The sequence below is a fragment of the Planktothrix tepida PCC 9214 genome (genome assembly GCF_900009145.1).
GTDB lineage: Bacteria > Cyanobacteriota > Cyanobacteriia > Cyanobacteriales > Microcoleaceae > Planktothrix > Planktothrix tepida.
Genome location: NZ_LN889796.1, coordinates 342,055 through 362,280 on the forward strand (window position 1 = coordinate 342,055; position 20,226 = coordinate 362,280).

Genomic DNA, 20,226 nt, shown 5'->3' on the forward strand with positions numbered 1-20,226 from the left:
ATGAAGAATTAAGAATGATGAAGCTTACCCTGAGAAATCTTAAACTATGGCTAACGAATCCCTATTTCCGGGTCAATCCCATTATGTCACAATTGCTGAACAACAACACCCAACGATCCGACGTCGCCGGATGCACCAAAGCGTTGCTTTCTTATTATTAATCGGATGTTTTTTTAGCGGTTTAGGAATTCAACTCGCCCGGTTACAATTAATTCAAGGAGAATATCATCGAGTTCGAGCCGAAAATAATCGCTTACGTTTGATTCCTGTGCCTGCAAAACGAGGTCAAATTTTAGATCGAAACGGGTTTTTATTGGCAGGAAGTCAACTGTCTCGCTCGGTTTATTTATGGCCCCAAGAACAATCTCCTCAAGAATGGAAAATTACCGCCCAACAACTGCAATCTATTTTAAAAGTTCCCGCTTCTGAGATTCGGGAAAAATTAGAAAAAACCGGTTATCGTTCTCGAATTCCGGTGCGGGTTAGCCCGAATTTATCCCCCCGAATGTTTATTGGTTTAGCCGAGAAAGTGGAAAATTTACGCGGTGTGGAAGTGCGGGGAGAATCCCGAAGAAGTTATCCTAATGGCAATTTATTGGCTCATATTTTAGGTTATATTGGGGAAGCAACATCGGAAGAATTAAAAGCAAATCCTGATTATCCCATGGGAATGATGGTTGGAAAAATGGGGATTGAAAAATTAGCCAATTCTAAAATCCAGGGAGTTTGGGGAAATCGATTAATTGAAGTGGATGCGAAAGGACAGGAAATTCAAGAGTTAGGATTGCAATCTCCTCAACAAGGAGAATCTATGCGTTTAACGGTAGATTTAGCTTTACAAAAAACCGCCGAAAAAGCCTTAGCCAATCGTCGAGGGGCGGTTGTGGTTTTAGATGTTAAAACCGGAGGAATTTTAGCATTAACCAGTGGGCCGACTTTTGATCCCAATCTGTTTACTGATCAAGTGACTTCCCAGGAATGGAAACAACTCCAACGTGCTGAACAACCTTTATTAAATCGAGCCTTACAGGGATATCCCCCCGGTAGTACCTTTAAAATTGTGACGACAACGGCGGGGATTGAATCACGACAATTTTCACTCACTTCTAAATTAGCAACTGCTTCAGCGATTAATATTGGCGGGATTGCCTTTCATGAACATGGAAATGGTTATGGGGTGATTGGATTTAAAGATGCTTTAGCTTTTAGTAGTAATACCTTTTTCTATCAAGTGGGAATGAAAACAGGGCCAGAAAATATAGCAAAATGGGGCAAAGAATTGGGACTGGCGGGAACGATTAATTTAGATTTATTGGGGTTAGATGGAGCGAATCATGGGCAAATTCCTACCCCTAAAGAAAAGGAAAAGTTATATGGAGAACCTTGGTATGTAGGGGATACGGTAACGATGGCAATTGGTCAAGGTTTAGTCTTAGTTACCCCCTTAGAATTGGCGGTGATGATTTCTACTGTTGCTAATAATGGTTGGCGAGTTCAACCCCATTTATTAATGTCTCAAACAAATACATCTGAAACCAAACCGATTAAAACAAAAATTTCTGCATCCACTCTTAATCTGATTCGGGCTGGATTAATTGATGTGGTGAAAAAAGGAACGGGACGAGGATTAAATGATGGCACAATTCCTTTAACGGGGGGAAAAACGGGAACAGTTGAAATCCCTGGACAGCCGGATAATTCCATGTATGTTGGGTTTGGGCCTGCAAATAAACCGGAAATTGCGATCGCTGTGGTGGTGGAAGCGGGAGGGTTTGGAGCAGTTTCTGCGGCTCCAATTGCCCATGACATTTTTAAAACCTATTTTAGCAATCGAAACGTTCCAACTCAATCTAAACCTTAGATCCAAAACCCTGGAATTGCATAGTGTTTGAAGGAAACAGAGGTGCAATCTTATGATTTAATTTCTACCAGAAAATTGGAAAATATAGCAACTTCGCCTGACCATTATGAAATTAATAATGGCTGTGATCCTGAACCCTTAAGCATCCTTTTCATTGCTCCACTGTTGTTGAATCTTGCCTTCTGACTCCTATTCTTCCGATTCAGATTCAGCTTAACAGTTAGACAATTAATAAATTAGAAACGGAACTGTTATTAAAAATTAGTTCCCGTGATTCCTGACGGACTAATCCCTCAATAACCGCTTCTTGTAGTTTGAAAAAGGCATGGAAATCCTCCATACTGTATTTTGTTGTTTGCAAAAGGTTCCGCAAACGCTCTTCAGCATCGACTGTTAGATAGCCTGTCTCTAAACAAGTCTCAACGATCAAGTTAATTTTATTCATTTTTGTTGACATCTCGTTACGAAATGGTGAGGTTATTGCTGTAGAAATTACGTTTTTATTCTCCGTACTTACACGGAGATAATACATCTTTCTAAAGAAAGATTATTATGAACATTATTATGATTAAATCTTGATATTTGAGATAATCAGATGCAAAATCCATCTTAGACGATTCTGAAATCAGAAAGTTCCCCCTGATTTCATCACAGATCGAAATCTTCGCTTTAAAATCATGATTGGTAAACCTTCTACTGGATTTTGCACCACTCAATCTTCTAGGTAATCAATAATTTATAATGTATCTAACTTTAACTGTAGAGTTTGTTTACAGACGGTTGATAAAAGCGGGAAGCTACGAACGCCGGGGAGAAACCGTTGTGATATCTTGAGGGTTTCGCCGAAGGTTACAAAATGTACTATTGTATTAGTGATACATTGGGTTAATTTCTTTCTCTTTATGTCATTGAATCGCCGTCAATTTTTATGGTTAAGTGGTCTGAGTGCGTGTAGTGTGATTGGATGGGACATTAAAAAGCGGTTTTTGACGACTTCTGAAACTTCACATCAAGAAATTCCGTTAACAGATCATGCGATCGCAGCAGTTCCTAGTCCTCAACCTTTATTCCGTTTTATCACGATTGGAGATACAGGGACAGGAGAGACAGGACAATATGATGTCGCTAATGCCATGTTTCGCTATTATCAAAACAATCCTTTTCAAGTGGTAACTTTACTAGGAGATAATATTTATACAAACGGTGAAATTGAGAAAATCAACGCTGTTTTTGAGAAACCCTATCAACCCTTACTCAAAGAAAATGTTAAATTTTATGCGTGTTTAGGAAATCACGATATTAGAACAGAAAATGGAGATCGTCAAGTGACTTATCCTTTATTTAACATGAAGGGTCGTTACTATAGTTTTCAATATGATCCGGTGGAATTTTTTGTTTTAGATGCTAATCAGAATGCGGACTGGGAAAACCAAATGCCTTGGTTAGAAAACCAACTGCAAAAAAGTCAATCTCCTTGGAAAATTGTTTATAGTCATTTTCCCATTTATTCTTCTGGCTTATATGGTGTTAATGAAGAATTAATTAATCGATTAACGCCATTATTTAAAAAATATAAGGTTCAACTTTATATGAATGGTCACGAACATGATTATGAACGCACGAAACCGATTGAGGGTACCACTTATTTAACAACAGGTATCGGAGGCGCACCCATTCGCTCAGTGGGACGTTCAGAATGGACAGCAACCTCCGCTTCAACGTTAGGATTTACGGCGATTGAAATTTATGCTGATCATCTCATAATTCGCGCTATTGATCCTGAAGATCAAGTATTTGATGAAGGGATGATTAAATTGCATGAATCGCTTTAAGAATTAACACACAACTTGGAGCATGGGTAATTTGGCTATTGATCACCATTTTGACAGCTTGTTCTAAAGGAAGACAAACCGTTTCTATGGTTTCCGTTCCTTCTTGATGGGTTTCAGTAAAGCTGAACTGTTTAGCTAGAAATAAATGCACGGGACAATGAACAATAGAGATATCTAAATCAAAGAATCCTAGCTCAATTAATGCTTCAGCTTTGATGCCAAGTTCTTCTTCAATTTCTCGTTTCGCAGCCGTTAAAGACGGTTCATTGTCTTCCACCGCACCACAAACCACTTCAATACTTTCTTGACCCAGAGCATAGCGAAATTGTCGCGTTAAATAAACATGGCGATCGCCATCTATCGGCAAAATTGCTACCCCTGGTTTCATTTTAACAGTGGCATAACTGCCCGGTTTTCCATCGGGTTGCAACACGCGGTCTTCACGGACATTAATAAACGAATTCTCGTATTTTTGGTAAGTTTCTTCTATTGTCCAAGGGCCATGTTTTTGAGCCATATATTAGCAAATATGAAATAGGAAATAGTTTGATTAACTAATAACTGATTTAGCTAAAGGGGAATGCTCATAATGGGCTAATAAATCGGCGGGATGATCGTAAATAGCCAGTGCACCCGTCAGTTGCGAATCATCGAACCCACCAGAACGAAAGGCAATTACACCGACGTTAGCCCCTTGAGCAGATTGGATATCGTAGGGGGTGTCGGCCAGCATCACGACCTCAGAGAAAGAAAGCTGGATTTTGCTTAATGCCACTTCTACAATGTCAGGTGCGGGTTTGGACGCTTCTGCATCATCGGAGGTTGTTGCTTGAACTTGCTGAAGCAAATCATCAATAATTATGTTTAAACTTAAGCTTTGAGGTTAGCATTTTGTTTAAAATCTCCTCTACACTAATTACTGTTAGCTTTTGAGCAAATTCAGCAGGAAAAAGAGATATCATTAATCAGAAAAAGAGTAACTTTAGAGTAAAGGGATAACAATGGCTTCCTCAAGGGAAATTAAAATGCTCACAGAACTTCTGGAGCTAGAAGGAGTAAAAGTCGTCTCACGTCATCAGCATAAAGGGATTGGAATAATTTTAGAGATAGAGCCAATCCATCAGGAGTTAGATAAGCAGAGAAAACAAGAAAGACTGAAGAACCAGTTTTCTTTACTTCCCTAAGTACATACGTCAGGAAGTAAATCTGAAAGTTGACAGGGAAGGTAAGGGTAATGGTGATATGACTTATAAATATCGTCTATTTACGGATTATAAGTAAAAATTAAGCGATCACTGTAATTTGTATAAACTATTCTAATAATATCTTTAAAGGTGAGTTACTCGTTTTGCTGTTAGTTTAAATACAAGTTGAGTAGTTTCTGAGCAACGGTATTGGGTTTGTTAGCTCAATAGTAGAGAAGATGTGTTGTAGTCAGTCGGTCAAAGCAAAGCTGGTGACAAGATTTGAACTTGCGACCGGCTGATTACAAATCAGCTGCTCTACCACTGAGCTACACCAGCAACGTCTTCTACTATAGCAAAAGTTGTTAATTTTGATCAACTCCTTTTGCAGTTTTTTAAATTATAAGGTTTCGAGATAACTCAACAGGTCAGCCATTTCCTTAATATTGGGTTGAAACTTAGGCATGGGAGGGGTATTACCGCCAATAACTTGCTGAATAATCCCGACTTCTGACTTCCGTTGGGAAACATCATGCAGACTTGGCCCTACTTGACTACTCGCTTGCCAAGCATGACACCCAGCACAGTTATAGAGGAAAATGTCCTGTCCCCTTACCGGGTCGCCTTTAAGGGACAGAACACTTTCCACATAGGGATCAAAAACCTGTAGCTTAGGAAGGACAAAAATCCAACCCAGGATAAAAACCATCAACGCTAGGCTGACGACGGTGGCCCGTTTAATCAGGACTTCAATTTGTGTAATCGCAAGCTGGTTATCCAAGGTGTTTCTAATAATTTGAGAATTATCTACAAAAATCTTTACACTGTAACTAGCTTATAGCGTTGATGAGTGAAGAGCAAGAGCGCCCAACAGTTAACCGTTAACCGTTAACGGTATCATAGAGGGTTATTGCTCAAGTTAACACCGAAGGAGATCCAGTGGTAGAACCATTACTGTCAGGAATTGTTCTGGGTTTAGTTGTCGTGACGCTGTTAGGGTTATTTTTCGCAGCGTACCAACAATATCGTCGGGGAAACCAACTTAATATCGACTAAATCTCCAGAATTTCCACTCACCCTTGGTTGAGCCTTCTGGGTTCAACGGGGGTGAACTTATTTCGTGAATTCTATGAGTCAGCTAGGGATGGATCTGATATCAGTAGGAACAATGCTCCTCATCGTGGTGATTGTGATCCTTCTAATTCTTTATTTTCGAGGGGTTTTTCGAGACAAACACCACTATCAGATTAGAAATTTACCCCCACCCACCGCCGATAATTTTGCTTTTACCGTTGCCTGTCTATCGGATTCCTACATTACCGCAGGACAAGTCACCGGGTTTTGGGTCGAAGCGGATCAAATTTATGCAGCCCGACTGGATGCTATTCGCAAAGCCCAAACGGTGATTCAGTTTGAAACTTATATGATGACACCGGGGCGACGGGCTAATGAGTTTGCAGCCGCCTTGGTTGAACGCGCTCAAGCGGGGGTTAGAGTTCAACTGTTAGCGGATAATTATGGCAGCCAATCGATGTCTCCCGACTATTGGCAACGGTTGGAAGCCGCCGGGGTGGAAGTTGAATTATTTAATGAATTAAGTTGGAAAGATTTAAGCTATCATCTCAAACGCAATCATCGGAAGTTATTGTTAATTGATCAACATCTAGCGATGATTGGAGGGGCGGGAATTTCCGATGAGTGGGATGGTTTAGATGGGAATGGTTGTTGCTGTCCTTGGTTTGACTATGAAATTGCCTTTGAAGGCCCTCTAGTTGCCCGGTTACGGGGTATTTTTCTACAACATTGGATGGATGGTGGCGGTGTGGCGGATTTGGCTTTAGATCCTTTGGTTTTGACTCCTGAACATGAACCGAAGGTAATTATTACCCCCGGAGAAGATCCGAGTTATCGAGATTCAGAAATTCGCTCTTTATATCAATCTTTAATTCAGGCTTCTCAATATCGACTTTGGATTGCTAGTCCCTATTTTTTACCTGATCCGAGTTCCCGTAGAGTTTTATTTGAGGCGAAGCGCAGAGGGGTAGATATTCGGATTTTAACGATGGGAAAAACCTGTGATAAACCGTTTGTTCATTATACGTCCCGTGAATTGTACGGTTATTTATTGCAGGGAGGAATTGAGATTTATGAATATCAAAAAAGCATGATGCACGCTAAGGCGTGGTTAGTTGATGAGCATTGGGTGAGTTTAGGTAGTGCTAATTTTGATCCGCGTAGTTTGTTTAAGAATGATGAGTTAAATCTTTCTACGTCTGAACCTGAAGTGATTCCCCAAATAGAAACGTTTTTTAAACAGGGTTTTGCCAATAGTTATTTGGTGAATCGCAAAGATTGGCAACGTCGGTCTAGGGTGGAACGGTTAATCGGACAATTCTGTTTATTATTTTTCTGGCAACTTTAATCAGTTATCAGTTATCAGTTGTCAGTTGTCAGTTGTCAGTTATCAGTTGTCAGTTGTCAGTTATTAGTTGTCAGTTATTAGTTATTAACTTACAATAAACAACAGTACCCAAATCCGGTTTCCTCAGTGATTTCCTCTCCTGTGTTGGATGATGTAGAGTTGCACTAAGGTTTAATGCTTAGTTGCATTGCTCCCTTTACCATAATTGGGGGAAGTGTAAGGATTAACGATGGGTACTGTTGTTTATATTCGACTTCGACGAAACAAATTGTTTTGACGTTTAACAGCGTAACCTACCTCCTAGTCAAACTGAGGAATTTCCTCATTTACAATTTATCAAATTCGGAGTTGTAAACTTGTTAATCACGAAGCTACATTGCTCCCGGTTGATTCACTTGAGGAAATATCAGCAACCAAAGGAAGAGGTGCTGCGGAAGATGACAGACGTTAGATGAAACAGTATTTTTACCTCCTAATTTCACTCAACTTCGATGCCCAATAAAACGTTTTTATGACCTCCTTTTAGATGAGATATAACCGTTTGAACATCGTTTGCTTATCTGTCAGGGAAGCTTTCTTTGCTTCTGTTAATACTGTAATAAACCTTCCTCTGAATTGCAAGTGAAATCAACTAAAGTTAATCATTTGATTCATTAACACTCTCTCAAATGTAAAGTTAAGTAACATTAAATTCTGCGTGGAATAGGCTTCTAATTTTGATATAGAGGGGATACCCACTGCTCAAACCGTTAATCAAGATTAACTCAAAATATGGCCCAACCAAAATCGAAACCATTGCTTGAGGCTGCAATTTCAGCGTTTCACAATCAGATTGAAGTTCTTCGAGAGGAACATCAATAGATTTCTATTGACCTTAATAATGCACCCCAGGCTCTCGCAGAAGCTTACCGTCACCAAGCTCGGCAAATGGTACAACAGTCCGCAATGCGATCGCAGCCTTAGAACAATAACGGTACTGGAAATAGCAGTAATAGTTTTAAAATGCAGTCTAAATATTGATCAGCTTAAGCCCTAAAATTAAGGATAGGGAACCCTTCAGGGTTCCCTACGAATTAGAGGATTTCTCGTCCTAAATAGGGTTGTAAAACGTCAGGAATACGGATGGTTTCATCGGGTTGTTGATAATTTTCTAAAATCGCAGCCATAGTGCGACCAACGGCTAACCCAGAACCATTTAACGCATGAATATATTGTGTGCCTTTTTTACCCGCTTCTTTAAAGCGAATATTGGCACGTCGAGCTTGAAAGTCCTTAACATTGGAACAACTAGAAATCTCGCGGTAGGTTCCCGCCGAGGGCAACCACACCTCAATATCATAACATTTTGCGGCGGAAAATCCTAAATCTCCCGTACATAATTCTATCACCCGATAAGGTAATTTTAACGCTTGTAAAACCCCTTCGGCATCCTGTACTAATTTCTCATGTTCTGCTTCGGATGTTTCAGGATGAACCAGTTTCACCATTTCCACTTTATTAAATTGGTGTAACCGAATTAACCCCCTGGTATCTTTCCCATAACTTCCGGCTTCTCGACGAAAACAAGGGGTATAGGAACAATGATAAATGGGTAATTGTTCTGCGTCTAAAATCTCATCTCGATACAAATTCATCACGGATACTTCAGAGGTTGGAATTAACCATAAATCATCGGAATCACATTTAAAACTTTCTTCGGCAAATTTCGGTAGTTGACCCGTTGCAGTTAAGGATGTACTATTAACTAATAACGGGGGCATGATTTCAATATAACCGTTATTCGTATGGCGATCTAACATAAATTGAATTAATGATCGTTCTAAGGCAGCACCTGCACCTTTTAACGCTACAAATCGGGTTTGAGCGACTTTAACCGCCTGTTTAAACTCTAATAAATTCAGTTTTTCTCCAATATCTGCATGATGCAAAATATTAGGATTTTGGGGAATATATTCATCCCCCCAGCGTCTAATTTCTACATTCTCCCGTTCATCTTTTCCTACCGGAGTAGATTCACTGGGTAAATTAGGAATGGGTAATAATAATTGAGTGATTTGAGCATCAATTTCTTTTTCCTTCGGTTCCAATTCACTCAACTGGATTTTGAGTTGTTGACCTTCCTCTCTTAAGGCTTTAATTTCTTCCCCTTTCGGGTCACATCCTGATTTAATTTTCTCCCCAACTAATTTACCAATATCATTACTTCGGGTTTGCAATACAATGCGTTCCTGTTCCAGTTGGCGGCGTTGTTCATCTAAGGTTAAAATCGGTTGCAAATCATACTCGCCTCGTACCTTTAGGCGTTCTTGCACTTCGACTGGATTTTCCCGAATTAATTTAATATCTAACACGGCGTTCCCTTCAATACTGCTTGATTTTGGATTATGGGTTTATCTTTATAGTCTACTCCATTCAGGCAACATCAAATAGAAGGGAACCCAAAAGTTATCGATTCATCAATTATCTCCACCCTTCCCAAGGCGTAACTTCCAGCAGTCCAGAGGGGGATAAGACAACCTGGAATTGAGCAAAAGATTGAGAGAGAGATTGAGCATCTGGTTGGAACAAGGGGGCGGTTTTTTGCATTTTCTGAACGGCAGCTGAGTTAAAAGGTTTATAAGCAATAATTTTCCCTTTTTCATTTAAAGTAACTTGATAAATCAAAGTATCCTTAAGCATTAAATTAGCTTGCCAACGTTGATCAATTGTATCATAAAGTTGTTGATTTAAGTGTTGAATAGATTCCCTATTGGTGATGGGGATAGGTGCTTGTTGTACTGAAGGTTGAGAAGTAGTAGAAGCAGAAGGCTGAACATGAACCATTGACCAAAGTTTAATTGTTTCATCCCCACTGGCACTCGCTAAAATTGTACCTTTAGGATTAAAAACTAATGACCAAACGGGATGATGATGTTCGGATAACTGATTTAGGAGTCCTCCTGTATTCGGATTCCATAAATTAATGGTTTTATCATAACTACCGGTCGCTAAAATATCTCCTTTGGGGCTAAAAATAACACACAAAACGTCGGCGGAATGGTGATTTAAGGTATGTAGAACTTTCCCGGTTTTAAAGTTCCACAATTTCACGCTATGGTCTGCACTACCACTGGCTAAAATTTTGCCATTGGGACTAAAAGCTAAGGCGTGAACCCTTGCAGAATGCTGCATTAAGGTATACTTTCCTTCATCGGTTAAAGACCAAATTGTAATATTACCATTTTCGCTTCCCGTTGCTAAAGTTTGACGATCAGAACTAAAGGCAATGGAAGTTACCCAATCTTTATTATCAAGGATTTTTAGAAGTTGACCTGTAGACAAATTCCACAACCGAATGGTTTGATCTGTACTCCCAGAAGCTAATAGTTTACCATCGGGACTAATGGCAATTGCCTTAATATCATCGCTATGACCTTTGAGGCTTTGAATCAGTTGACCTGTTGTAAAATTCCACAGTTTAATTTCATTATCCCAACTCGCACTAATAAGCATTTTTCCATCAGGACTCAGGGCTAAAGATTCAACGGCATCAACGTGAGCGTTTAAGGTTTTTTGTAATTGACCCGTTTGCAAATTCCAAATTTTAATTAACCCTCCATAACCTCCACTAATTAATGTTTGACTATCGGGAGTCATTGCAATCGCATAAATCCATCCTGAATGATCTTTTAAGGTTTTCATAGAGGACAACGATAAACTCGATTTAAGATCAGGAGATGTTGCGTTTAATCTTGAGAAATTCTTTGCTAATGGAACACCCATCACGACTGCGGTTGTAATCGCTAAAGCCGTTGATATTTTCCAATTTAATTCTTTAACAAACATCTGATGTGACTCCATGAAGATTGTAGAATAAAGACATCAATTAAGATTTTACAGAAACTCGATTTTTAGATTGATGATGAACAATCCATTGACGATAGAGAAATAAAATAATAACGATTAACATTACTACAATGCCAATGGGTGTTAAATATGTCCAATGGTGAGCCATAATTGCCCAAATATGCCAGGTTAATAAAAACATTGCTAAATAGGTTAACTGTTGTAATTTCTTCCAATTTTTCTTGAGGCGTTTAACACTCCAATCATTAGAAGTAATTGCCAATAACGTAAAAATCGTTAACGTTGAAGTGCCTTGAAAATAGAACCAATAGGTTTTAATATCTAACCAATCAAAATTTCTTTGTTTAATATAAATATAAGCATGACCAACCGCTAAACAAAATGATAAAAGACCAATCCAACGCCGATATTTCAACAACCATTTAGGAATCCCTGTTTTAGTCGTGGCTGGGAAAACAATTCTTAACGTGGTTGGAAGTAATGTTAAAATATAAGCACCAACCGCTAAAAATCCTAATAAAGCTGCAAAAGAAACTGGATTAAATTCAAGTTGAAATAGTTGCATGGCTTAATTCCCTCATCCTGAATAGTTCTATTAAGCCAAGCTATAATTACCGCTTCCTTTCACGGAGATTACAAATTTGTAATATTATAAACTGATTAATCCCATTATTATTAAGGAAGCTTTCATCAAATTCTCATCCAATTCTCATCAAACTTATGAATGTCCTGTTGATTGAAGATCAACCCAAAATCGCCAATTTTGTACAAATGGGTTTGAAAGAACAAGGGTTTGTAGTCAACTATTGTGACAACGGCGATGACGGGTATTTAGAAGCGATGAACAATGACTATGATGTGATTGTTCTCGATATTATGATCCCCGGAAAAGATGGATTAGCCATTCTCAAAAGTCTCCGCAAAGCCGGACGGAATATTCCGGTTATTTTACTCACCGCACGCAATGAATTAGAAGACCGACTGGAAGGACTTAATTTAGGTGCAGATGACTATATTTCTAAACCTTTCTTTGTCGAAGAATTAATCGCGCGAATTCATGCAGTTGTCCGTCGGAGCATCGGAGAACGCCAAAATATTATTGCTTATGGCCCTCTAAAATTAGATCGAATTACCAGAGAAGTGACCTGTGATCAACAAATTGTTGAACTCACCACCCGTGAGTTTAATTTATTAGAATATTTGATGCGATCACCAGGACGAGTCTTAACTCGAACCCAAATTTTAGAACACGTTTGGGGGTATGATTTTAACCCGAATACAAATGTTGTCGATGTCTGTATTCAACGAATTAGAAAAAAAATTGATTGTATTGGAGGAAATGATTGTATTGAAAGTGTGCGCGGTGTAGGTTATCGCTTTCGGAAACCGGAGCCATGAACATGAAACGCCACTCTTTTCGAGTCCGTATTGCTCTATTATCAGCAACCCTTACCGGAGCTTCTCTAATCGCTTTTAGCGTGGTATTTTGGTGGCTGATATATAAGGCTTATTTAGGACGTTTAGATGCAGAACTCAAAAATCAATTATTACAAACCAATCATCTACAAGAGCAACCTTCATTACAAGTTTATGAAACTCGATTAACCCATAATTTTAACGATACTCCGATCATATTTTGGCTAATTGATAGAGAGGGTTTTACTCAATATCGCTCCCCCAATATGCCAAATCTTAACCTCCAGATTTCTAATTTTCCCCAGTCTTCTGATCCCCCTCCTCCTGATTTTCCCCATACTCCCGATAGGCCTCGTCCCCCTGATTTTCCCCATACTCCCCGTCGTCCGCGCCGTCCTCCTCATAATTTTGAGTCCCATTTCCCTCCCCCCCCTCCTCCCCCTCCTCCTCAACTTAAAATTATGACCCGACGGTCTTCTTCGGGATTGTGGCGTGTCGGTTTAGTGACGTTTCCCCATCAAAAAGTAGCAATCGCCGTGAGTTTAAGTGGGATTGATCAGGAAATGGCATCAATCCGAAATGGGTTTTTAGTGTCAATTCCCATCCTGTTATTAATGATTGTAGGTGCTTCTTGGCTTTTATCAAGTAGTGCATTACATCCGATTCAACGATTAACAAAAAGTATCCAGCAAGTGACAGTAAAAGGATTAGATCAGCGCGTTCCTATCAACACAACAGATATTGAATTTGTCGAATTAATTCAAGTGTTTAATCAAATGTTAGAACGTTTAGAACGTAGCTTTAAACAAGCGTCTCGCTTCAGTGGGGATGCGGCTCATGAACTCAAAACTCCCCTGGCTATTCTTCAAGGAGAATTAGAACAAATGTTACAAAAAGCAGAAACAGAATCATCTACACAGCAAGCCTTAAGTCATCTTTTAGATGAAGTTAGACGTTTAGGAGGAACAACCCGAAAATTATTATTATTATCCTTAGCTGATGCTGGACAAATGCGATTGTATCAAACCCCGGTCAATTTATCTTCAGTGTTAGCAGACCAGATAGAAGATATAGAATTATTAGCCCCCCATTTAATCATTCAAACCGAAATTAATCCTGAATTAATGGTATCAGGAGATCAAGATTTATTAACCCAAGTTTTACAAAATTTAATTGGTAACGCAATTAAATATAATTTGCCAGAAGGTTGGATCAAAATTCAAGGCTATAAACGGGGTAAAAAGGTTATCATTACTGTTAGTAATACCTCAAAAGATATTCCCCTTAAAGATCGAGATCGTTTATTTGATCGCTTCTATCGAGGTGATCCGGCGCGAACTCGCCAAATTGAAGGTATCGGATTAGGATTAAGTTTAGCACGGGAAATTGCCCGCGCCCATCAAGGAGATTTGACGTTAGATCCCCCTCAATTGGGTCAAACCTCCTTTACCTTGACTCTTCCCCAAGCGGGGTCAAAATTGGTGTAATTTTTGATAAATTTATCTACAATAGTATTACCTCTTAATTGTTATTGTTGTTTATGAATCACACTCTAGAAACCCTGAACCCCTCTTTGAACACATCAACTTCTTGGAAAATTAAATTGCTTTATGATGGTGAATGTCCCTTATGTTTACGAGAAGTAAATTTTTTACAGAAACGGGACGCAGGACGAGGATTAATTGCCTTTGTTAATATTAGTGATATTAATTATCGTCCTGAAGATCATGGTGGGATTTCCTTTGAAGCCGCAATGGGACGAATTCATGGCTTACTTCCTGATGGCACAATCATCCAAAATTTAGAAGTATTTTATCAAATTTATCAACTTTTGGGGCTGGGTTGGATTTATGCACCCACTCGCTGGCCATTAATTGGCGCAGTCATGAATACACTCTATGAAATTTGGGCTGACTGGCGACTAAAGTTAACGGGACGGCCCAATTTAGCCACATTAGTTAAACTGCGTCAGGACTCTTTAACCTCTGAAACCCCATCAGAATGCCGTTGTCAGCGTTAATTGCAGTGAAATTTCCTGCAAAACAAGGGGTTTTTACAATAGGGGGTGACACCCCTCATTTTATGTGTTATACTTCAATCATTAAGTAGATGCACCCTGAATTTATCTCCCGCAGTGCGAACTGAGAGGGAGATTTTTGTTTAGATTGGTTTTCAACTCCTATGGTGTCTTTCAATCCTAAAGGACAATTCAGCCGACCTATCTTCCAATATGGTCTTCTAGCGCTGATGACTTTAATACTCGGTGTAACTTTACCCCAGTTACCGTTTTGGGATCATTCCCATGTTCCCCACTCCGGGAAGGAAGTTTTGGTGCGTCAATTCCTGTCCCATGCGTCTGAACTCGCTATCCGTTATCAACAAAATCAAACGATTTCTTCCGTTTCCACCCAGAATTAATATAACCTCAATAAAAAACCACCTCGGTTAGTTCCGAAGTGGTTTTTTAGGGTGTAAGGGAATGGAGCATATGGGAATCGAACCCATGTCCAGAACAAGTATTTACTCCTTGCTCATTCACAGACTTAGCCTTTCTGATCCTCAAGGCGGGAACCCTTCATTATCCCGAAGGGTGGGATGCACTGGTTAAATCTTAGCTAACTCTCAACCAGAGGAACGAAGTTAGAGCATCCGTTGGGGGTTGGTCTATTGTCCTTAACGGAGTCAAACGATAGACGCTCGAACCTACAAGAGGTGTTTAGGCAGCAACAGCGGCTGATTTACGAGCAAAAGGAACGATATTGTTCGCAGTTACATTTTGTTTGAGCCTGGATTTACGAGAGGTGACTCACTCTCGGCCTGCATCACTTGGTAGCTTTCCTTACCCTGTCGAAACCAGTAATGCCCCTTGCACTATTACTATAGTAGACAATATTTTGGCAATCGTCAAGTTTTGGTTAATGTCGTTTATCACATTATTTGTCGTTTTTCACAAATTAGTGTCGTTTTTCACACTTGATTGTCGTTCAACAGGCTGATTAACAAATTAATGTCGTTTAACTTAATGGCTCTCCTATACTTAGGGTTATAAGTAAGGCTTATATAAAAAGACAGGCTAGTAGCTTTTGGCGCATCATCTCAAAATTTTTGAAGCCATAGCTTTGACGAAGAATTAATTTGATCCGGTTGTTTAATCCCTCCATAACTCCACTGGTTGTTCGATTAATAAAATAATGGCAAATATCGGGAAGATGGTGTTTAAGAGTTTGGGCGGTTTTTCCAAAAACAATAAGAGCCGAATTGAGCCATTTCTTTAATCTTCTCATTCCCATAAGAACCGTTGTACTGCTTTCATAAATATCTCGGAGTTCCTCTTTTAATTCATAAGCGATACTCAAACAGGGGGAGGCCTTTAACAACAGTTTCAGATCCCTTCTCTCTTCGGGGGTTAAATCGACATAATTTTTCAGCAGTAAGCACCGATTTTTTAAGCCTTTTAGTTCTAATTTAAGTCGAAGTTGATTCAGAGAACTGTTGACTAACTTCATCACATGAAATCGGTCAATGACAATTAAAGCATTAGGAAAAACTTCCCGAATCACTTTTTTAAATCCTCCCCACATATCCACAGAAACCTCTTTGACCTTGGCTCTCATTATAACGAATGGTGTAATTCCTCCTTTTCTCTACAAATTCTAAGGGTTCTGTTGGATATTTTTTACATCCAGCACAATAAAATTGGCGACGGGGTAGATGCAGATAAACTCCCTGCCCACAAATAGATAGATCTCGGATTAACATCGAGCGAGTTTGATGAATATGATCGGTATAATTTTGACAATGTGGACAAGTAATTCCCTCGTTTAATAAGTCTAATTTAAGAACAATAAAACCTTCTTGTTCTTGACAAGTGAACACCGTAATATTCGGGAGGTTGAGCAAACGCTCTAGTTGAAAGTCCATATTCAGTCGGAGTGTAAAACGTAGCTTACGCTACATTTTACACTATTTATTGAGGAGAGCCATCAGGAGAATCTATCTGAGCAGAACATAGGGCCAAGGCTAAAGTTGAATCAGAGAAGTTGACCCTTGCATCAAATTGATTACCTAATCAATATTATAGAAAACGACATCTATTTTGTGGAAAGTAGAAAACTACTCAAAATTGGCATTTTTCTAAGAAACGACAACTAAATTGTTAAATTCTCAAAGAGCGACACATAATGTGTGAATCTGAAGCGAAGGGTCTTTTACTCAAAAAAATGCTATAATGCTTATCAATAAAGGGTTTTAGTCCTGTTTCTCAAAGCGACATTAATGTGGTAAATGCGACATTTAATTTGATAACCGACAAAACCGCAGACGTTTATTATTATCCTGATATTATGGTAACTTGTGACTCCCGCGACAGAAATAATGGTTATTTTAAACAATATCCGAGTTTAATTATTGAAGTATTATCTGCCTCAACTGAAGCCTTTAACCGAGGTGATAAATTTGCCGACTATCGACAGATTGAAACCTTACAAGAATATGTATTGATTAGCCAAAATAAAATTAATATTGAATGTTTTAGACGAAATTCAGACGGACGATGGGAATTGTTTACCTATAAACCCCAGGAAACTCTTCAATTAGAAAGTATTAATTTTAGTTGTTCTGTCTCAGAAATTTATGAAGATGTATTAGGATTGAATTAAATGAGTATAATTACGCCCTAAATATTCCTAATTTTCCAAAGATTTAATTAAATTGTACTCATTTAACAAAAATTGTGATACCATTTTCAGCTAATAAGCTAGGGGTGCCTGCTAGGTTCAGGCTGAGAAAAGACACCCTTGGAACCTGAGTCCGGTTAGTACCGGCGGAGGGAAGCTGTTAATAAGAGGAAATTCAAGATGCGGACAGAATGGATTGCCAAACGGCATGGACAGAGCAACGTTTCTCAAATGCACTACGCCCGTCAAGGGGTTATTACGGAAGAAATGAACTATGTTGCTCAACGGGAAAACCTTCCGGCTGAGTTAATTCGGGAAGAAGTCGCACGGGGACGGATGATTATTCCTGCTAATATTAATCATCCCAATTTGGAACCGATGGCGATAGGAATTGCCTCTAAATGTAAAGTTAATGCTAATATTGGCGCCTCTCCTAATTCTTCTAATTTAGATGAAGAAGTTGCTAAACTGAATTTAGCCGTTAAATATGGTGCCGATACCGTGATGGATTTATCCACTGGAGGCGGTAATTTAGATGAAATTCGGACGGCAATTATTAAGGCTTCTCCAGTTCCCATTGGTACAGTTCCCATTTATCAAGTTTTAGAAAGTGTTCACGGTAAAATTGAAAATCTCACCCCCGATGATTTTCTCCATGTGATTGAAAAACACGCCCAACAAGGTGTGGATTATATGACGATTCATGCGGGATTATTAATTGAATATCTGCCGTTAGTCAGAAGTCGAATTACCGGAATTGTGTCTCGTGGTGGCGGAATTATTGCTCGTTGGATGCTCCATCATCATAAACAAAATCCCCTTTATACCCACTTTGACGATATTATTGAAATCTTCAAAAAATACGATGTTTCCTTTAGTTTAGGAGACTCTCTACGTCCGGGTTGTACCCATGACGCCTCCGATGATGCTCAACTTTCAGAACTCAAAACCCTCGGACAATTAACTCGCCGCGCTTGGGAACATGATGTACAAGTGATGGTAGAAGGCCCCGGTCACGTTCCGATGGATCAAATTGAATTTAATGTTAAAAAACAAATGGAGGAGTGTTCAGAAGCACCCTTCTATGTTTTAGGGCCGTTAGTAACCGATATTGCCCCCGGTTATGATCATATCACCTCAGCTATTGGGGCGGCGATCGCAGGTTGGCACGGAACTGCAATGTTATGTTATGTCACGCCAAAAGAACACCTCGGTTTACCCAATGCCGAAGACGTCAGAAACGGGTTAATTGCTTATAAAATTGCTGCCCATGCTGCGGATATTGCCCGTCATCGCATTGGAGCCCGTGACCGGGATGATGAGTTATCCACAGCGCGATATAACTTTGATTGGAATCGTCAATTTGAGTTATCCTTAGACCCAGAACGGGCGAAGGAATATCATGACGAAACCCTTCCGGCGGATATCTACAAAACGGCTGAATTCTGTTCGATGTGTGGCCCTAAATTCTGTCCGATGCAAACGAAAGTTGATGCAGATGCGTTAACAGAATTAGAAAAATTCTTAGCCAAAGAAAAAGAAGTTGTAACTCAAAGTTAATTCAATAAGTTAGAAACCGGGTTTCTAAAGTAGTTCTTCGTTGGAGCTAACATTCTGGCGATAAACCCGGTTTCTAATTGTTTACTTTTTAGGTTAAAATGAATTCAAAGAGGTGGTGCCAAGGCAAAATAACGGTGTATGAATTATCAACGAATTTTAGTTGCCATTGACCAGTCAGTACAAAGTAAAATGGTATTTGAAACTGCGTTAGAATTAGCGCGGAAATCATCGGGACAGTTGATGATTTTTCACCGTTTGTCTTTGGACGAACCGGAAAGTTATACTTATACCAGTGTGCAAGTTGAAAAGATTGTTCACCATTATAAATTTGTTCAAGAGAAGTTAGAACAAGATTTAGAAAAAGTGCGGTTATGGTTAACTGGGTTAGAAAACCGTGCCATTGAAGCAGGAATTCAAGCCGAATGGGATTGGAAAGAAGGGAATGCAGGACGTTTGATTTGTCAGGTCGCTAAAAATTGGAATGCTGATATTATCGTCATGGGAAGACGTGGAAAAAGTGCGGTTATGGAAACACTTTTAGGGAGTGTGAGTTATCATGTTGTCCATCATGCCCCCTGTGCGGTATTGATTGTTCAAGGGAAATAGGGTGTTGGCAAATGAACTTACAGAGATTGAATCACAATTTACTCTTGAAGGCTAGAAATTTCATCCACCACTTCAATTTGTTTGCGTGCAATAGACCGATAAATTCGACTGAGCGATCGCAATTCCTCTTCCGTTAAACTCTCATCAAAAATTGCAGCCAATAACCCATAGCGATCAGCTAATGTGATCTGACCTGTTTCATTAACTTTAACGAACAATTCGCTGAGTGCGGACTCAATTAAACAAATAGGTGGTTCCATGATCCGGTTAGTTGGGATAACTGAATTGATGTGATGATGGAGAATCGAGAATTTGGAAAACTCCACAGATTTAGAGATAATTCTGTAGAGTTTTAGCCTGTAATTCGATGAGAACTATTAAATAAGGGGGTTTGAACTTTTAATCTTTACAGCTATTATTTCAGAGTTTGGGCTTCAAAGACGTGATTAAACCTCAATAACAATTGTGATTCTTAGGATGTTATACTGTGATCTCAATCATGCCTAGCCAGTGATTTGACTCATACAAACTTAATTTAATTTTAAGGCACTGACAGGAACATCATCCCAAGATTCAACGGTTCTCAGAATAGCAACCCAACCTTGTTGTTTTTGGATTTCTGTTAAGTTTCTTTGAAAGGACTGATGGCAATCTTGAGCTTGCTTCTCATCACAACAAGCAATACAAGAATAGACGATTCCCATCGGATCAAGTTGTTCATTTACCCAAATGGTCATTGTAAATTTTCTCCTGACTCAATACCCATGAATGGCTTTTATTTTATCAACATTCAAGCACAAGGCTCAAAAAAGTAAAAAGGACA

22 protein-coding genes, 1 tRNA gene, 1 other RNA gene, 1 pseudogene and 1 riboswitch are annotated in these 20,226 nt (G+C 39.2%); of the genes and pseudogenes, 12 read left to right on the forward strand and 13 right to left on the reverse strand.

What is annotated here, in order from left to right:
* Positions 1–46 precede the first annotated feature (46 nt).
* Positions 47–1,861 (forward strand): penicillin-binding protein 2, encoded by a 1,815-nt coding sequence (gene mrdA, locus PL9214_RS12165; RefSeq protein WP_072719067.1) that lies wholly within the window; start codon positions 47–49, stop codon positions 1,859–1,861.
* A 220-nt stretch (positions 1,862–2,081) separates the two neighbouring features.
* Here the strand turns inward: mrdA and PL9214_RS12170 are convergent, their stop codons facing one another.
* Positions 2,082–2,306 carry a hypothetical protein gene (locus tag PL9214_RS12170; RefSeq protein ID WP_072719068.1) on the reverse strand — a complete coding sequence of 75 codons (225 nt, stop codon included), beginning with the start codon at positions 2,304–2,306 and terminating at the stop codon, positions 2,082–2,084.
* Between the two features lie 457 nt (positions 2,307–2,763).
* Between PL9214_RS12170 and PL9214_RS12175 the strand changes: the two genes are divergently transcribed.
* On the forward strand, positions 2,764–3,693 hold the full coding sequence (locus tag PL9214_RS12175) for a metallophosphoesterase (protein ID WP_072719069.1): 930 nt from the start codon (positions 2,764–2,766) through the stop codon (positions 3,691–3,693).
* Here the strand turns inward: PL9214_RS12175 and PL9214_RS12180 are convergent.
* Positions 3,671–4,210, reverse strand: coding sequence for an NUDIX domain-containing protein (locus PL9214_RS12180; protein WP_072719070.1), 540 nt, complete (start codon positions 4,208–4,210; stop codon positions 3,671–3,673). The two genes, PL9214_RS12175 and PL9214_RS12180, sit on opposite strands and share 23 nt — an antisense overlap.
* Positions 4,211–4,243: 33 nt before the next feature.
* A complete protein-coding gene (locus tag PL9214_RS12185; protein WP_072719071.1) occupies positions 4,244–4,540 on the reverse strand; it encodes an HAD family hydrolase in 297 nt (98 codons plus the stop codon).
* 178 nt (positions 4,541–4,718) lie between these two features.
* On the opposite strand from PL9214_RS12185, the gene PL9214_RS31235 reads away from it, so the two are divergent.
* A complete protein-coding gene (locus PL9214_RS31235; RefSeq protein WP_186440348.1) occupies positions 4,719–4,877 on the forward strand; it encodes a hypothetical protein in 159 nt (52 codons plus the stop codon).
* A gap of 267 nt (positions 4,878–5,144) precedes the next feature.
* Here PL9214_RS31235 and PL9214_RS12195 read toward each other — a convergent pair.
* Positions 5,145–5,216: transfer RNA gene (locus PL9214_RS12195), tRNA-Thr, on the reverse strand.
* 61 nt (positions 5,217–5,277) lie between these two features.
* Positions 5,278–5,658 (reverse strand): c-type cytochrome, encoded by a 381-nt coding sequence (locus tag PL9214_RS12200; RefSeq protein ID WP_072719073.1) that lies wholly within the window; start codon positions 5,656–5,658, stop codon positions 5,278–5,280.
* 158 nt (positions 5,659–5,816) lie between these two features.
* Here PL9214_RS12200 and petG point away from each other — a divergent pair, with 158 nt between their 5' ends.
* On the forward strand, positions 5,817–5,933 hold the full coding sequence (gene petG / locus PL9214_RS12205) for a cytochrome b6-f complex subunit V (RefSeq protein WP_072719074.1): 117 nt from the start codon (positions 5,817–5,819) through the stop codon (positions 5,931–5,933).
* 88 nt (positions 5,934–6,021) lie between these two features.
* Positions 6,022–7,299 (forward strand): phospholipase D-like domain-containing protein, encoded by a 1,278-nt coding sequence (locus PL9214_RS12210; protein WP_072719075.1) that lies wholly within the window; start codon positions 6,022–6,024, stop codon positions 7,297–7,299.
* Between the two features lie 1,073 nt (positions 7,300–8,372).
* Here the strand turns inward: PL9214_RS12210 and serS are convergent.
* From serS to PL9214_RS12225, 3 genes are all read right to left on the reverse strand, one after another.
* On the reverse strand, positions 8,373–9,650 hold the full coding sequence (serS, locus tag PL9214_RS12215) for a serine--tRNA ligase (RefSeq protein WP_072719076.1): 1,278 nt from the start codon (positions 9,648–9,650) through the stop codon (positions 8,373–8,375).
* Between the two features lie 109 nt (positions 9,651–9,759).
* Positions 9,760–11,124 (reverse strand): WD40 repeat domain-containing protein, encoded by a 1,365-nt coding sequence (locus tag PL9214_RS12220; RefSeq protein WP_072719077.1) that lies wholly within the window; start codon positions 11,122–11,124, stop codon positions 9,760–9,762.
* Between the two features lie 40 nt (positions 11,125–11,164).
* The gene (locus PL9214_RS12225; protein ID WP_072719078.1) at positions 11,165–11,710 is read right to left on the reverse strand and encodes a ferric reductase-like transmembrane domain-containing protein; all 546 of its coding nucleotides are present in this window, start codon (positions 11,708–11,710) and stop codon (positions 11,165–11,167) included.
* Positions 11,711–11,865: 155 nt separating this feature from the next.
* Between PL9214_RS12225 and PL9214_RS12230 the strand changes: the two genes are divergently transcribed.
* From PL9214_RS12230 to PL9214_RS12245, 4 genes are all read left to right on the forward strand, one after another.
* Entirely contained in the window at positions 11,866–12,543 is a 678-nt protein-coding gene (locus PL9214_RS12230; protein ID WP_072719079.1) for a response regulator transcription factor, read from the forward strand.
* Positions 12,544–12,545: 2 nt separating this feature from the next.
* Positions 12,546–14,048: a sensor histidine kinase gene (locus PL9214_RS12235; protein ID WP_072719080.1), complete on the forward strand. Its 1,503-nt coding sequence runs from the start codon at positions 12,546–12,548 to the stop codon at positions 14,046–14,048.
* A 53-nt stretch (positions 14,049–14,101) separates the two neighbouring features.
* Entirely contained in the window at positions 14,102–14,581 is a 480-nt protein-coding gene (locus PL9214_RS12240) for a thiol-disulfide oxidoreductase DCC family protein (RefSeq protein WP_072719081.1), read from the forward strand.
* A 161-nt stretch (positions 14,582–14,742) separates the two neighbouring features.
* Positions 14,743–14,979, forward strand: a complete 237-nt coding sequence (locus tag PL9214_RS12245; protein WP_072719082.1) for a hypothetical protein — start codon at positions 14,743–14,745, stop codon at positions 14,977–14,979.
* 59 nt (positions 14,980–15,038) lie between these two features.
* Here PL9214_RS12245 and ssrA read toward each other — a convergent pair.
* The 3 genes from ssrA to PL9214_RS33245 all read right to left on the reverse strand — a co-directional run bounded on the left by ssrA (position 15,039) and on the right by PL9214_RS33245 (position 16,482).
* Positions 15,039–15,427: a transfer-messenger RNA gene (gene ssrA / locus PL9214_RS12250) on the reverse strand.
* Between the two features lie 190 nt (positions 15,428–15,617).
* Positions 15,618–16,175, reverse strand: a complete 558-nt coding sequence (locus tag PL9214_RS33240) for a transposase (protein WP_439331533.1) — start codon at positions 16,173–16,175, stop codon at positions 15,618–15,620.
* The gene (locus tag PL9214_RS33245) at positions 16,126–16,482 is read right to left on the reverse strand and encodes a transposase family protein (protein ID WP_437126739.1); all 357 of its coding nucleotides are present in this window, start codon (positions 16,480–16,482) and stop codon (positions 16,126–16,128) included. The genes PL9214_RS33240 and PL9214_RS33245 overlap by 50 nt, the downstream gene beginning before the upstream one ends.
* 356 nt (positions 16,483–16,838) lie before the next feature.
* On the opposite strand from PL9214_RS33245, the gene PL9214_RS12260 reads away from it, so the two are divergent.
* The 3 genes and pseudogenes from PL9214_RS12260 (at position 16,839) to PL9214_RS12270 (ending at position 19,403) form a co-directional block, all read left to right on the forward strand.
* The gene (locus PL9214_RS12260; protein WP_072719083.1) at positions 16,839–17,219 is read left to right on the forward strand and encodes a Uma2 family endonuclease; all 381 of its coding nucleotides are present in this window, start codon (positions 16,839–16,841) and stop codon (positions 17,217–17,219) included.
* A gap of 90 nt (positions 17,220–17,309) precedes the next feature.
* A riboswitch (TPP riboswitch) is annotated at positions 17,310–17,409 on the forward strand.
* Positions 17,409–18,797, forward strand: a pseudogene (gene thiC, locus PL9214_RS12265) (phosphomethylpyrimidine synthase); the annotation flags it as partial. It overlaps the preceding riboswitch by 1 nt.
* 138 nt (positions 18,798–18,935) lie before the next feature.
* A complete protein-coding gene (locus tag PL9214_RS12270) occupies positions 18,936–19,403 on the forward strand; it encodes a universal stress protein (protein ID WP_072719085.1) in 468 nt (155 codons plus the stop codon).
* A gap of 38 nt (positions 19,404–19,441) precedes the next feature.
* Here PL9214_RS12270 and PL9214_RS12275 read toward each other — a convergent pair whose 3' ends face one another.
* Both PL9214_RS12275 and PL9214_RS12280 read right to left on the reverse strand, forming a co-directional pair.
* A complete protein-coding gene (locus tag PL9214_RS12275) occupies positions 19,442–19,663 on the reverse strand; it encodes a hypothetical protein (RefSeq protein WP_072719086.1) in 222 nt (73 codons plus the stop codon).
* A 270-nt stretch (positions 19,664–19,933) separates the two neighbouring features.
* Complete coding sequence (locus tag PL9214_RS12280; RefSeq protein WP_072719087.1) at positions 19,934–20,140, reverse strand: glycogen debranching protein; 207 nt, start codon at positions 20,138–20,140, stop codon at positions 19,934–19,936.
* Between the last annotated feature and the right edge of the window lie 86 nt (positions 20,141–20,226).